11 protein-coding genes are annotated in these 14,287 nt (G+C 73.9%); 7 read left to right on the top strand and 4 right to left on the bottom strand.

Annotated features, from left to right (window positions below):
- The first annotated feature begins 82 nt into the window (after positions 1-82).
- Complete coding sequence (locus ADL05_RS08865; RefSeq protein WP_053616394.1) at positions 83-2,227, top strand: SpoIIE family protein phosphatase; 2,145 nt, start codon at positions 83-85, stop codon at positions 2,225-2,227.
- Between the two features lie 22 nt (positions 2,228-2,249).
- On the opposite strand, the gene ADL05_RS08860 is transcribed toward ADL05_RS08865, so the two are convergent.
- Positions 2,250-2,855, bottom strand: a complete 606-nt coding sequence (locus ADL05_RS08860) for a response regulator transcription factor (RefSeq protein WP_053616393.1) — start codon at positions 2,853-2,855, stop codon at positions 2,250-2,252.
- 232 nt (positions 2,856-3,087) lie between these two features.
- On the opposite strand from ADL05_RS08860, the gene ADL05_RS08855 reads away from it, so the two are divergent.
- The 4 genes from ADL05_RS08855 (at position 3,088) to ADL05_RS08840 (ending at position 8,138) form a co-directional block, all read left to right on the top strand.
- The gene (locus tag ADL05_RS08855) at positions 3,088-4,737 is read left to right on the top strand and encodes a S1C family serine protease (RefSeq protein ID WP_053616392.1); all 1,650 of its coding nucleotides are present in this window, start codon (positions 3,088-3,090) and stop codon (positions 4,735-4,737) included.
- A gap of 254 nt (positions 4,738-4,991) precedes the next feature.
- Complete coding sequence (locus tag ADL05_RS08850) at positions 4,992-5,741, top strand: DUF2306 domain-containing protein (RefSeq protein ID WP_053616391.1); 750 nt, start codon at positions 4,992-4,994, stop codon at positions 5,739-5,741.
- Between the two features lie 208 nt (positions 5,742-5,949).
- The gene (locus ADL05_RS08845) at positions 5,950-7,257 is read left to right on the top strand and encodes a glycosyltransferase (RefSeq protein ID WP_082376208.1); all 1,308 of its coding nucleotides are present in this window, start codon (positions 5,950-5,952) and stop codon (positions 7,255-7,257) included.
- Positions 7,258-7,445: 188 nt separating this feature from the next.
- The gene (locus tag ADL05_RS08840) at positions 7,446-8,138 is read left to right on the top strand and encodes a haloacid dehalogenase type II (RefSeq protein ID WP_053616390.1); all 693 of its coding nucleotides are present in this window, start codon (positions 7,446-7,448) and stop codon (positions 8,136-8,138) included.
- Positions 8,139-8,192: 54 nt separating this feature from the next.
- On the opposite strand, the gene ADL05_RS08835 is transcribed toward ADL05_RS08840, so the two are convergent.
- The 3 genes from ADL05_RS08835 to ADL05_RS08825 form a co-directional block, all read right to left on the bottom strand.
- Positions 8,193-9,695: a HAMP domain-containing sensor histidine kinase gene (locus tag ADL05_RS08835; protein WP_082376213.1), complete on the bottom strand. Its 1,503-nt coding sequence runs from the start codon at positions 9,693-9,695 to the stop codon at positions 8,193-8,195.
- 10 nt (positions 9,696-9,705) lie between these two features.
- Positions 9,706-10,410, bottom strand: a complete 705-nt coding sequence (locus ADL05_RS08830) for a response regulator transcription factor (RefSeq protein ID WP_053616388.1) — start codon at positions 10,408-10,410, stop codon at positions 9,706-9,708.
- A gap of 123 nt (positions 10,411-10,533) precedes the next feature.
- Entirely contained in the window at positions 10,534-11,484 is a 951-nt protein-coding gene (locus ADL05_RS08825; RefSeq protein ID WP_053616387.1) for a CoA ester lyase, read from the bottom strand.
- A 137-nt stretch (positions 11,485-11,621) separates the two neighbouring features.
- Here ADL05_RS08825 and ADL05_RS08820 point away from each other — a divergent pair, with 137 nt between their 5' ends.
- Complete coding sequence (locus ADL05_RS08820; protein WP_053616386.1) at positions 11,622-13,949, top strand: molybdopterin-dependent oxidoreductase; 2,328 nt, start codon at positions 11,622-11,624, stop codon at positions 13,947-13,949.
- 134 nt (positions 13,950-14,083) lie between these two features.
- A complete protein-coding gene (locus ADL05_RS08815) occupies positions 14,084-14,284 on the top strand; it encodes a hypothetical protein (protein WP_053616430.1) in 201 nt (66 codons plus the stop codon).
- Positions 14,285-14,287: the final 3 nt, after the last annotated feature.

Genomic DNA, 14,287 nt, shown 5'->3' with positions numbered 1-14,287 from the left:
GTCGCGCAGCGCGCGTATCGTGGCAGTGACCGGCCCCCGCCCAGTGACGAAGGACACATACGGCTTGCCAGCACACGATGCGTTGAAGGTCGCCCGGCACGAGTTCCCTCCGGCCCCGGAGACCGCCGCGGCTGCCCGCGAGTTCGTCCACGACACCTTGCTGTCCTGGGGCGTCGAACCCACCGACGACGTCATCCTCCTCGTCAGCGAGCTGGTGACGAACGCGGTCATCCACGCCAAGTCGTCCCTGGAGGTGACCGTCCGCCGCGGCGAGGGCTCGACCGAGGTGATGGTCACGGACGCCGCTCCCGAGCGGGCGGTGCCCCAGGCCGGCCCGCTCTCCGTCGACACCTCCGACTCGGCCGGGTCCCGCAGCGGCGGACTCGGGCTGGCGCTCGCCTCGGCCATCGCCTCCAGCTGGGGCGTGAGTTACGGGCGGGCCGACAAGGGCGTCTGGTTCCGGGTGGACGACGTTCCGGAACAGGCGTCCCTGGAGTCGCCCCCGGTACGCGGCGGGGTCCGCCGCGCCTCGCGCCCCACGACGTGGTCCGCGCTCGACGCCGCCCTGAGGGCGCGGCTGAGCCTGCCGCAGCTGCTGGAGCGCACGGTGGAGCACGCGGCGACCGCGCTCGGCGGGGACGCCGCCTACATCGCGCTGGCCACCTCGGACGAGACCATGTGGGAGGTGCGCTCGGCGGTCGGTCTCAACCACCCCTGGCGCCCGCTGCGGGTCCGCACCGAGGAGGTCTTCCCGTCCGCGGCGCCGGAACCGGGCGCGGTCATCAACGACGACCTCATGATCGCCCGGGCCAACCGCGGCCGCCTGGCGCGCGGCGGCATGCGGTCGCTGGTGACGGCCCCGCTCATCGTGGACGGCCGCGTCACCGGCCTCCTCGGGGTGGCCTCGGCCCGCCCGCGGCACTTCGGCCCCACCGCGGCCAAGCGCCTGCAGGAGGGCGCCGACCTCATCGCCCTGCCCGTGGAGCGGGCCCGCCTGGCGGAGGTGGAGCTCAACCGCCGCGCCTCCCTGAGCTTCCTGGCCGAGGCCAGCGACCTGCTCGCGGGCACGCTGGACGAGCGGATGACCGGCGCGCTGGCCGCGCAGCTCATCACCTCCCGGCTGGGCCGGTGGTGCGCCATCCACACGATCAACGAGCTGGGCACCTCGGAGCTGACCCACGTCGTCCACGCGGACGAGAACTACAACGACGTCCTGCACGACCTGCTCACCGACCTGCCCCCGCGCGAGGAGCGCGACCCGCAGCCGCTGTGGACGCCCGAGGACCTGTCCGAGGTGGACGAGCACCTCGCCCGTGAACTGGCGCACGGCCCGGCGATCAGCCTCCCCCTGGTCGCGCACGGCCGCCCGCTCGGCCGGATGACGATCGGCAAGAGCGAGTCCGACGACTTCACCCGGGACGAGGTGGACGTCGCCGACGACCTCAGCCGCCGGGTGGCCTCGGCCATGGAGAACGCCCGGCTCCACGAGAAGCAGTCCGCGATGAGCGAGGCGCTCCAGCGCAGCCTGCTGCCGGCCAGGGAGAAGGAGCCCACGATCCCGGGCGTGGACCACGCGGTGTTCTACCGCCCGGCCGACGAGAAGAACGTGGTGGGCGGCGACTTCTACGACGTGTTCGCGGCCAGCGGCCGGTGGTGCTTCGCCATCGGCGACGTCTGCGGGACCGGCCCCGAGGCGGCCGCGGTCACCGGGCTGGCCCGGCACACCCTCCGGGCCCTGGCCAAGGAGGGCTTCACGCCGTCGCACATCATGCAGCGGCTGAACATGGCGATCCTGGACGAGAACACCTCGACCCGCTTCCTGACCATGCTCTACGGGGAGATGACCCCCTCCACCGACGAGTCCGGCGGCATGCGCCTGCGCATGGTGTCCGCCGGCCACCCGCTCCCGCTGCGGCTCAACCAGAAGGGCGAGGTGGAGTCGTTCGGCTCCTCACAGCCGCTCCTGGGCGCGTTCGAGGACGTGGGCTTCACGACGGAGAACGTGGACATCGGCCCGGGGGAGGTCGTCCTGGCGGTCACCGACGGCGTGACCGAGCGGCGCAGCAACTCCGACATGCTCGGCGACGAGGGCCTGATGGACATCTTCTCCGGGTGCGCGGGCCTGACCGCCCAGGCCGTGATCAGCCGTATCGACCGGGAGCTGGAGGAGTACGCCCCGGGCGGGCACACCGACGACACGGCCATGCTGGTCCTGCGGTTCCTGTGAGACCCGGCCGCCCGCCCCGGGCTCAGAGCCAGCCCATGTCCTGGGCGGTGCGGATCGCCGACAGCCGGTTGTCCGCGCCGGTCTTGCCGATGGCGTTGGACATGTAGTTGCGCACGGTCCCCTCGGTCAGGTGCAGGGACGCGGCGATGCGGGCGACCGTGGCGCCGTCCGAGGCCGCTCGCAGCACCTCGGCCTCGCGGTCGGTCAGCGGGCTCTCCCCGCCGACCATGGCGGCGGCGGCCAGGTCGGTGTCGATGTAGCGGCCGCCCTCGTGGACGCGGCGGATCGCGCCGGCCAGCTGCTCCACGGGCGCGTCCTTGGCGAGGAAGCCGCGGGCCCCGGAGGCGAGCGCGCGGCGCAGGTAGCCCGGCCGGCCGAAGCTGGTGAGGATGACCACGCCGCAGTCGGGCGCCGCCGTCCTGAGTTGCCCGGCGACCTCCAGTCCCGTCGCGCCGGGCATCTCGATGTCCAGCACGGCGACGGCGGCACCGTGCTCGCGGACGGCGTCGGCGACCTGGTCGCCCCGCCCCACCTGGGCGACGACGTCGAGGTCCTCCTCCAGGCCCAGGAGGGCGGCGATCGCTCCCCGCACCAGGTGTTCGTCATCGGCCAGCACGATCTTGATCAAGGTCGTTCCTTCCCCGGCGTCCCCTTTGCGTAGGCACGGTATCGTTCCGGACATCGTGATGTGCTCGTCACCCGCGGTCGTCACGAGGGGGCGACCGGGACCGCGCGCATCCGGGCCCACCGTGTGGGAGCGGACTCGAAACCCTGGTATATCGCGCTCTCACCCTGTTCTAACCCATGCGGCTCAAGATGATGAGTGTCAGCAGGCATCGTCCCGCCAGCCGGAGGATGAGTTGAACCCCAACGAACCGAACGAAGACACCGCGCCCGCCCCCGGCGAGCCGACCCCGCACGAGGGGCACTCCTCCGAGAATCAGGTGGACGACCCCTCCGACGGCCGGACCCCGCGCTTCTCCCCGCCGTCCGGACCGCACTGGGCCACCGGCCCCGAGCAGTCCCAGGGCGCGGCCTACACCTACGCCGCCCAGGACGCCTCCGGTCAGTCGGCCGGTCCGCGGCCGGGCGCGACGGAGGGCCCGGCCGCGGGCCGGTCCTCCGAGCCGTTCTCGCAGCACCCGAGCACGTCCGTGCCTCCGCACGGCGGCAGCTACGCCCACCCGTCCCAGACCGCGGCGTTCGCCTCGGCCGGGTACGCGGGGTACCCCGGCCACGGCGGCCACCCGGGCCAGGGGGGACACCCCGGTCAGGGCGGTCATCCCGGACAGGGGGGACACGGCGGGTTCGGCGACCACGGCGGCCAGCAGCCCCCGCCGCCCGGGGGCACGCCTCCGGAGCACCCGCACCACGGCGGGATGCCGGCCGGCTCCCAGCCGCCGCCCGCCAGGAAGCGCGGGTCGGGCCGGATCATCGCCATCGCCGCCGCGACCGCCCTGGTCACCAGCCTCATCGTGGGCCCGGCGACCGCTCTGGGCACGGCCTACCTGCTGCCCGGCGGGCTCGGCTCCCCCAGCAGCTCGCTGGACGGCGAACAGGGCAGCACGCCCACCGAGGGCGAGGTCGGCGAGGTCGCCGACGCGGTCCTGCCGAGCGTGGTGTCCATCCAGACCTCCGACGGCAGCGGCAGCGGCGTGATCCTCTCCTCGGACGGCGAGATCCTGACCAACGCCCACGTGGTGACCGCGGCCCGCGAAGGCCGGCTCCAGGTCCAGTTCAACGACGGCACGACCGCCCCGGCCGAGATCCTGGGCGTGGACACGGTGTCCGACATCGCGGTGATCCAGGCCGAGGGCCGCACCGACCTGACCCCGGCCGTGCTCGGCGACTCCGACCAGATCGGGGTGGGCGGCAACGTGGTGGCGATCGGCTCTCCGCTGGGGTTGCAGGGAACGGTGACCACCGGTGTGGTGAGCGCGCTCAACCGCCCGGTCAACACCGGCGCGACCGAGAGCGTCAACGGCTTCACGTCCACCGTGATCAACGCGATCCAGACCGACGCGGCCATCAACCCCGGCAACTCGGGCGGCCCGCTGGTCAACATGAGCGGCGAGGTGATCGGCATCAACACCGCGATCGCCGGGATCTCGGAGGAGAGCGGTTCGGTGGGCCTCGGCTTCGCCATCCCGATCAACCAGGCCCGGCCCATCGCGGAGCAGCTGATCGAGACGGGCAGCGCGAGCTACCCGGCGATCGAGGCGACCATCACCGCCGACCCGCAGGGCGGGGCGCTGATCGTGGACGTCACCGAGGGCGGTGCCGCCGAGGAGGCGGGGCTGGAGCCCGACGACGTGGTGGTGTCGGTCGAGGGCGAGCAGGTCAACAGCCCGGACCAGCTCATCGCGACGATCCGCTCCCACCAGGCGGGCGACGAGATCACGCTCGGCGTCCGCAAGGGCGGCGGCGGGTCGCCGCAGGACATCGCGGTGACGCTCGGCGAGCAGAGCTCGACCTCCGTCGAGCAGGGGGAGGAGTCGGAGGGGAACTGACACGCGCGCGGACCTGACCGCGCTCACGCCGGAGGCGGCTCGGACCACCGGTCCGGGCCGCCTCCGGCGTGCGGGGACGGGGTGGGTGCACCACGGGCGCCCGGGGACCGCGGCCCACCGGCCCGTGCCCCCCTCCCCCACCGCCGGGCCGGGTGCGCGCACTCTCGTGGCGCGCGGGCGCCGGGGCCTAGCGTCGGAGCCGATGGGAGGCGTATTCCCATCGGTCGTCCGCACCCAGCGAGGAAGACACCCCCATGGCACCCCAGGCACCGCACACACCCCAGGCCCCTTCCCCTCCGCCGTCCCGCTCCGCACCCGCCGTGCGCTGGTGGCGGCGCCCCTGGATCGCGCCACTGGCACTGGCCACCCTGGCCTTCCTCGCCTTCGCGGTTCCGCCCTATCTGGGTCTGGACCCCGCCCGGTCGCGCTTCCCGATCCGCGAGGACGTGCCCTGGCACTACGCGATGCTGGTCACGCACATCTTCGGCGGCACGGTCCTCATGCCGCTGGTCGTCCTCCAGGTCTGGCCGTGGATGCGCCGGCGCCACCCGGCCGTGCACCGGTGGAGCGGCCGGGTGTACGTCTTCGGCGGAGTGGTGTTCGTGGGCGTCCCCGCCCTGCTCATCGCACCGCTCAGCCACACGGGCCCGTCCTCGCAGGTCGGCAGCACCCTGTGGGCGGTCGCGTGGCTGGCCTTCACCGTGACCGGCTACGTGATGGCGCGCCGCCGCCGGTTCGCCGACCACCGCCGGTGGATGCTGCGCAGCTTCGTCCTGCTCTACGGCATCGCCCTGAACCGCCTGGTCGTGATGGTGCTGCTCCTGGTGATGATGCCCCAGGCCCGGTCGGTGTACGGCGGGGACGTCGGAGCCCTGGCCGCCGACCTGGCGCCCGCGTCGCTGTTCCTGAGCTGGCTGCTCCCGCTGGTCCTGCTGGAGTGGTGGTTCCAGCGCGGGGCCCCGCGCGCCCGCCCCGGCGCGCGGACCACGCCTGTCCGTCTCTGACCAGGAACGATTCACGCCAGGTCACCGATCGACGACACGCGGGTGTGTCGCGGTGCGCACGCGGGCCCGAGGAGTATCGTCTCCCGGGCCGCGTGCTCCCTGACCGGTCGCCCCGCCGTCACCGAGAGGTCGGCGACGGTCAACTGTGGTCGGCCACACTCGTGCGTACGCGGCGACCGACGCCGCACCGGCCCAGGAGATCCGACCCATGTCCACGTCGCTCGCATCCCCCGCCGCCGCTCCCGTCGGCGCGCTCCCCGACGCCGTCACCGACCTGCGACCGCCGCCACCGGCACCCGCCGGCCCCGGCGGTTCCCGGGGCACCCGGGTGCTGATCGCCTCCGACACCTACCCTCCCGACGTCAACGGCGCCGCCTACTTCACCGCCCGGCTGGCCCGGGGCCTGGTCGAGCGCGGCGTACGCGTGCACGTGGTGTGCCCGTCCGCGGAGGGGCCGCCGCGCGTGGTGGAGCGGGACGGGGTCGTCGAGCACCGGCTCCGGTCGGTGCCCTCGCTGGCCCACGAGAGTGTGCGCCTGGCCCTGCCCCCGGGCGCGCGCGGACACATGGAGCGGCTCCTGGACCGCCTGCGGCCGGACGCCGTGCACATCCAGAACCACTTCGTGATCGGCCGGATCCTGGCCCCGGCCGCGCGCCGCCGCGGTGTTCCGGTGGTGGCGACCAACCACTTCATGCCGGAGAACCTCTTCGACCACCTCCGCGTGCCCGCGCCGCTGCGCCCGCACGTGGCCCGGCTGGCCTGGTGGGACCTGCGCGAGGTCCTCTCCGGCGTGGAGCACGTGACCACGCCGACCCCGGCGGCGGCGCGCCTGTTGCGCGAGCAGGGGCTCGGCCGCGCGGTCGAGGCCGTCTCCTGCGGGATCGACCTCGCCCGCTTCCGTCCCCTGGCGGGCGGGGCGGCGGAGCGGCGGCGGCTGCGCGCCCGGCTGGGGGTGCCCGACCGCAGGACGCTCGTGTTCGTGGGGCGTCTGGATGAGGAGAAGCGCACCGACGAGCTGATCCGCGCCGTGGCGCTGACCCCGGACACGCAGCTCGTCCTCGCCGGGCACGGGTCCCACCGTCGGCGGTTGGAGGAGCTGGCCCGGGAATCGGGTGTGGCGGACCGCGTCGTCTTCCTGGGCTTCGTCGCGCACGCCGACCTGCCGGACGTCTACCGGTGCGCGGACGTGTTCGCCATCGCGGGCGTCGCGGAGCTGCAGAGCATCGCCACCCTGGAGGCGATGGCGAGCGGGCTGCCGGTCGTGGCGGCGGACGCGATGGCGCTCCCGCACCTGGTGGAGCAGGGCCGCAACGGGTACCTGTTCCCGCCCGGTCGGCCGGCCGAGATCGCCGCCCGCGTGGCGGACGTGCTCGCCGACGAGGACCGGCGCGCCCGGATGGGCGCGCACAGCCGCGCGATGGCCGAGCGGCACCGCCTGGAGGACTCGCTGGAGCGGTTCGAGCACATCTACCTGGAGGCGGCGGTCGGAGCGCTGTCCGGAGCCGCCCGCGGCTAGGGAGGTCTCCTCCGCGGGCTTTGGGTCGCCGGAGGTCCGCGAAGAACCGATCTGGGGCACGGGCTATCCTCGCCACCGAGCCCGGGCGAGCACGGGTTCTCCGCCGCCCGGTTCCTCCGGGTCCGCCGGGCCTCCGGGGCCACACGCGGGCCGGGCGGGGCGGGCCGAGACGCTCAGGAGTGTTCCACGTGACCCCACGCCCCGACATCGACGTGATCGTCTTCGACGTCCTCGGGACCATGGTCGACGAACCCGGCGGGATCGCGCGCGGCATCCGCACGCTGCTCCCGGGCCTCGACGACGCGGGAACGGACGCGCTCGTGCGGACCTGGTACCGCCACGTCGACGAGCAGCAGCGTGAGATCGCCGAGGGCCGCCGCGCCTACGCCGACAGCACGGTGATCGACCTGGAGGCGGCGGCCCGCGTCGCGGCCGAGGCCGGTGTCGACGACGAGGACGCGGTCCGGACGCTGGCGGGCGCCGGACGACGGCTGGACCCGTGGCCGGACTCGGTCGCGGCCCTGGCCCGGATCGCCTCGCGCTTCCCCGTGGTCGGCCTGTCCAACGCCGCCCGCTCGGCGCTGACGCGCATCAACGCGCACGCCGGTCTGCGGTGGCACCAGGTGCTCTCCGCCGAGGAGGTCCGCGGCTACAAGCCCCGGCCCGACGTCTACCGGCTCGCGGTCGAGGACGCGGGTCGCGCGCCGGACCGCCTGCTCATGGTCGCCACCCATGCCTGGGACCTCCGGGGCGCCCAGGCCGCGGGTCTGCGGACCGCCTATGTCGAGCGTCCGGTCGGGGATCCGCCCCGGGCCTCGGACTCCTTCGACATGACGGCGAGCAGTCTGGACCACCTGGCCACCCTCCTGGGCGCGGACTGACGCCCGGGGGCCGATCTCCGCGTCCCGGGCGACCGGACCACGGGGACCGTGCCGCTACGCGTCGGCGGTGCCGGACGTCGGCGGGCTCCCGTCCGGCGGGGCCACCGGCAGCTCGAAGCCGATGACGAGGCCGCCGCCGACCCTGTTGCGGGCGAACACGCGTCCGCCGTGGGCCTGGGCGATGTCGCGGACCATCGACAGTCCGAGTCCGGACCCGGGCAGGCCGCGGGCCACCGTGGCACGGTAGAAGCGGTCGAAGACGTGGTCGAGCTCCGCGGGGTCGATCCCGGGCCCGCGGTCGCTGACCTCCACGGTCCCGGAGCGGATCCGGATCTCGATCGGCTCGGTCCCCTCCGCGTCGAACTTCGCCGAGTTCTCCACCGGGTTGACCACGGCCCGCTCCAGCGCCTTGGGTCGGCCCCACACGGTGCTGTCGTCGGCGTCGACGATGATCTCGCGCCCGGTGCGGCGCCGGACCCGGGCGGCGACCGACTCCGCGACGTCGCCCAGCCGGACCGTGGACGGCGTCTCCGTCTCGTGGTCGCCCGTGGCCAGGCCGACCAGCTCGTTCACCAGCGCGGTGAGTTCGCGCGCCTCGCCGCGCAGGTCGTCGATGAGGCGCTCGCGCGCCTCCGGGCTGAGGCGGTCCACCCGCCCCAGCACCTGCACGTTCGTGTACAGGCTGGTGAGCGGCGTGCGCAGTTCGTGCGCGGCGTCCTGGACGAGTCGGCGCTGCTCGTCCTGCGACTGGGTCAGCCGCGCCAGCATGGCCTTGAAGGCCGCGCCGAGCCGCCCGACCTCGTCCCGGCCGACCTCCTCGGCTCCGAGCGGTGCCCCCGAGCCGCTCTCGCCGTTGTGCTCGGCGGTCACGGGGTCCAGGCGGCCGGTGGAGCTGACGTACTCCGCGGCGTCGGTCAGCCGGGCCAGGCGCCCGGTGACGCGGTGGCCGACCAGCCATCCCGCCGACGCCGCGGCGATGGCGACGAACAGCCCGACCCACAGGATCTGGGTGGCCAGGCGGTCGATGGTGCTCTCCGTGGGCGACAGGCGCTGCACGACCAGGAAGGCCCCCACGCCGTCGCCCACCGACACCGTGGCCACCCGGTAGGTCTGTTCCCCGACCTCCTTCTCGCGGCTCTCCACCACCCCGGGGTCCTCATAGGCGGCGACCTCCAGGTCCGTGGCGTCCGGCTCCAGGTCCACGGCACCGCCGGGGTCGGCGATCGGGTGCGTGCGGGCGCCGTCGGGACGCATGAACTGGACCTGGACGTGTTTGCCCGCCAGGAACATCACACTGCCCGCGGAGGCCCCGGAGTCGTCCTCGTGCAGGCTGACCAGCTCCTCGGACAGCGAGGTCACACTGCGCTGGAACTCGTCCCGGGCGTCGCTGCGGATGAGGGTGGCGGCGGTCGAGTAGGCGAGCGTGCCGATCAGGGCGACGGTGACGCCCACGACGACGGCGAAGAGCACCGCGAAGCGGGTGCCCAGGCGCCAGCCGCCCGGTGTGAACAGCGCCCGGAGCCGGTACGGCACGGTGGCAGCGGCGGAGTCGCGCACGGTGTTCAACTCATCCCCGGAGTGTGTATCCGACGCCGCGCACGGTCTGGATCAGCGGCGGTCCGCCGTCCTCCAGCTTGCGGCGCAGGTAGCTGATGTAGACGGCGAGGTTCTTGGACTCGGGACCGAAGTCGTAGCCCCAGATGCGGTCGTAGATGGTGGCGTGGTCCAGGACGATGCCGTGGTTGCGGACCAGCAGCTCCAGGAGGTCGAACTCGGTCTTGGACAGCTCGATCTCGCGCTCGCCGCGCCACACCCGGCGGGCCAGGGGGTCCAGGCGCAGTTCGCCGACCCGCAGCGGCCCCTCCTCGACACCTTCCTCCGTCACGTGCGCCGACCGGCGCAGCAGCGCGCGCAGACGGGCCAGGAGCTCCTCCAGCTCGAAGGGCTTGGCGAGGTAGTCGTCGGCGCCCGCGTCGAGCCCGGCCACCCGGTCGGGCGTCTCCACGCGGGCGGTGAGCATGAGGATCGGCGTGCGGTCCTTCTCCGCCCGCAGGACGCGGGCCACGCCCAGTCCGTCGACGCCGGGCATCATGACGTCGAGGATCAGAAGGTCGACGGGGTCGGCGTGCACGGTGGCCAGGGCCTGAACGCCGTCGGCGGCCGTGCGCACGGTGTAGCCCTCGAGCTGGAGGGCGCGTTCCAGGGACTCGCGGATCGCCCGGTCGTCGTCGGCGATCAGCACCGTCGCGGTAGAGGTGGAGGTGGCTTCCATGGCCTCATGCTGCATCACCGGGGTGAGAGCGCGGTAAGAGGCCGGTGGACGTGTTGCCGCAGCCCCGGGCGAGCGCCAGGGGCCGGGTGACCGGCGGGCCGGGCCTCGGTGTCCGGGGCGGGATCAGGCTCCGTCGCCGTCGGACCCGCTGGTGCGCCTCATCCCGGCCGCACGGCCCTTGCCCGCCACGACCAGCGCCATCTTGCGCGACGCCTCGTCCAGCATCTCGGAACCGAGCATGACGGCGCCGCGGCGGTCGACGGCCGTGGCGTGCGCGTAGGCGTCGAGGATGCGCTCGGCCTTGTCGTAGTCCTCCTGGGAGGGCGCGAACACCTCGTTGGCGGCCTCGACCTGGAGCGGGTGCAGGACCCACTTGCCGTCGAAGCCCAGCGCGGCGGTGCGGGCGGCGGAGCGCCGGAAGGCGTCGACGTCGCGGACCCGCAGGTAGGGGCCGTCGATCGCCTGGAGCCCGTGGGCCCTGGCCGCGGTGAGGATGCGCATCAGCACGTAGTGGTAGGCGTCGCCGGTGTCATAGCCGGGCGGCTGCTCGCCCACGACCAGGCTCTTCATGTTCAGCGAGGCCATGAAGTCGGCGGGGCCGTAGACCAGCGACTCCAGCCGGGGCGAGGCGGCGGCGATCGCGTCGACCTCGGTGAGGCCGCGGGCGTCCTCGATCTGCGCCTCGATGCCGATGCGGCCCACCTCCAGCCCCGTGGCGCGCTCGATCTGCGTGAGCAGGGTGTCCAGCCAGTGGACGTCGCGCGCGGAGGTCACCTTGGGGAGCACGAGGGCATCGAGGTCGGCCCCGGCGCCCTCCACGACCGTGATGACGTCGCGGTAGGCCCACTCGGTGGTGACGTCGTTGACGCGGACGGTGCGCACCCGGCCGTCCCAGCCGCCCTCGCGCAGGGCCCGCACGACGGTGTCGCGGGCGTCGGCCTTCTCCAGCGGCGCGCAGGCGTCCTCCAGGTCGAGGAAGAAGGCGTCGGTCTCCAGCCCGCGCGCCTTCTCGACGAACCGGGGGTTGGAGGCCGGTACCGCCAGCACCGACCGCCGTGACCTGAGCTCGCCCATCGTCCTACCGCCCGTTCCGCTCGACTGCCGATCGCGTGCCCCATTTTGGCACCGTCTGGTGCGTAGAGTGTGGTCCGGGCCCGGAGGGGAGCGCCTGGGCGCTCCCGCGTGGGGAAACGGGGAGACGGGAGAGCGGCATGTCGCGCGCGGTGTATCCGACCAGCGCCCACTGGGGCGGCTACCAGGTGGTCGTGGAGGACGGACGCGTCGTGGACGCGCGCCCCGACCCCGAGGACCCCGCGCCCTCCCCCATCATCGCCAACACCCCGGCCGCCCAGCACCACCCCTCGCGCGTGGCGCGCCCGGCGGTGCGCCGACGCTGGCTGGAGCACGGCCCCGGCCCGGACCCGCGCCGGGGCGACCCGGAGGACGAGTACGTCGAGGTCGAGTGGGACACCGCCCTGGACCTGCTCGCCCGTGAGCTGGACCGGGTGCGGTCCGACCACGGCAACGCGGCGGTCTACGGCGGCTCCTACGGCTGGGGCAGCGCGGGCCGGATCCACCACGCGCAGAGCCAGCTGCACCGGTTCCTGAACACGATCGGCGGCTACACGCGGTCCCGGACGACCTACAGCCACGGCGCGGTGGAGGTGCTGATGCCGCGGATCCTGGGGACTCCGGCGGCCAACCGGCTGCTGCACCGGGCCCCGGCGTGGACGGTGATCCGCGAGCACACCGACCTGCTGGTGACCTTCGGCGGACTGCGGGTGTCGAACACGTGGACCTCCTCCGGCGGGCGGGCGGTGCAGACCGCCGGTCCGGCCATGCGTGAGGCCGCGCAGAACGGGGTGGAGTTCGTGTCCGTCTCCCCGCTGCGCGACGACACACCCGAGAACGTCAAGGCGGACTGGGTGTCCATCGAACCGGGGACCGACACCGCGGTGATGCTGGCCCTGATGCACGTGCTGTTCAGCGAAGGGCTGGCCGACACCGCGTTCCTGGACCGGTACACGGTGGGCGCTGACGTCGTGCGCGCCCACGTGCTGGGCGAGGACGGTTCGGGCCCCGCGCGTGACCCGGAGTGGGCCGAGTCCGTGAGCGGTGTGCCCGCCGGCGACCTGCGCGCCCTGGCCCGGCGGATGGCCGGGCGGCGCACGCTGGTGAACGTGGGCTGGTCGGTCCAGCGCGCCCGCCACGGCGAGCAGCCGCTGTGGGCCGGGCTGGCCCTGGCGTGCTGCCTGGGGCAGGTGGGCCTTCCGGGCGGCGGGTTCGCGTCGGGGTACGGGTCCATGGGCAACTACGGCGGCGGGGCGACCCCGCTGGGGCTGCCGCGCATGCCGCAGGGCAACAACCCGGTGGACTCGTTCATCCCGGTTGCGCGGATCGCGGACATGCTGCTGCACCCGGGCGAGCACTACGACTTCGACGGCGAGGAGCGCCGGTACCCGCACACCCGGCTCGTGTACTGGGCGGGCGGCAACCCCTTCCACCACCACCAGGACCTGGCGCGGCTGACCGAGGCGTTCGGGCGGCCGGACACGGTGGTCGTGCACGAGACGCACTGGACCGCGACGGCGCGCCACGCCGACATCGTCCTCCCGGCCACGACCGTGCTGGAGCGCGACGACCTCACCGCGAGCCAGGGCGACCTGACCGTGCGGGCGATGCCCCGCGCGGTGGAGCCGCACGGGCAGGCCCGGGACGAGTACGACACCTACGCCGACCTGGCCGAACGGCTGGGCGTGCGCGAGGAGTTCACCGAGGGCCGCACCAGCGGTCAGTGGATGCGCGTGGTCTACGAGCGCTGGCGGTCGCTGGTCGCGCGGCGGGGCCTGGAGGTGCCCGGGTTCGACGAGTTCTGGTCGCTGGGCCGGGTGGAGATCCCCGGCCGGGTCGAGGACGAGGCGTTCCTCGGCGAGTTCCGGGCCGACCCCGAGGGCAGCGCGCTGCGCACCCCGAGCGGGCGGATCGAGCTGTTCTCGCGCACGATCGACGCCTTCGGGTACGAGGACTGCCCCGGCCACCCGGTGTGGCTGCCCGGACCGACGGTGACCGGTGAGGACGGCGGCGGTGGCGGGGGCGAGCGGCCGTTCACGCTGGTCGCGAACCAGCCGAGCGGGCGGCTGCACAGCCAGCAGGACATGGGGGCGCACAGCATGTCACAGAAGGTCCAGGGGCGCGCGCCGCTGCGGATGCACCCGGCGGACGCCCGCGCCGGGGGCCTGGCCGACGGCGCGGTGGTACGGGTGGTCGGCCCGCGCGGCTCGTGCCTGGCGGGGCTGGTGCTGAGCGAGTCCGTGCGGCCGGGTGTGGTGCAGCTGTCGACGGGCGCCTGGTACGACCCGACCGCGCCGGGTGTGACCTGCGCGCACGGCAACCCGAACGCACTGACCGAGGACACGGGCACGTCGTCCCTGAGCCAGGCGTGCACGGGCCAGTTGACGCGCGTGGCGGTCGAACCATTCACCGACCCGCTGCCCCCGGTCCGGGCCTTCACCCCGCCCCGGGGCGTCACGCCCGCATAGGGCCGGGTAGAGGCCGTCCCCCTTCCCAGGTGTTCTCGGTGACCGGACCCGGTCACCGAGAACACCTGGCCCACTCCACAGGGTTGTGCCAAGCTGAGTCAAGAATATTCGCGACTATGCGAAGGCGGATGCTGATGCGGCTGACGTTCCTGGGCACCGACAGCGAGGGCGGTAAGTGCCCGACCCTCTACAAGACCGATCGCGGCACCATCGTGGTGCAGGGCTACAAGGTCACCGACCCCGACGCTCTGGCCGATGTCCGCGACCTGGCGGACAACGAGACCGTTGTCGAGATCCCCCGCGAACTCCTGCGCTACGCGGAAGAAGAGGGCTGATCC

Origin of the sequence: Nocardiopsis sp. NRRL B-16309 (assembly GCF_001279585.1) — a bacterium.
Taxonomy (GTDB): domain Bacteria; phylum Actinomycetota; class Actinomycetes; order Streptosporangiales; family Streptosporangiaceae; genus Nocardiopsis.
The sequence above is the reverse complement of the archived record's forward strand: the minus strand, read 5'-3'. Positions and strand labels throughout refer to the sequence as shown.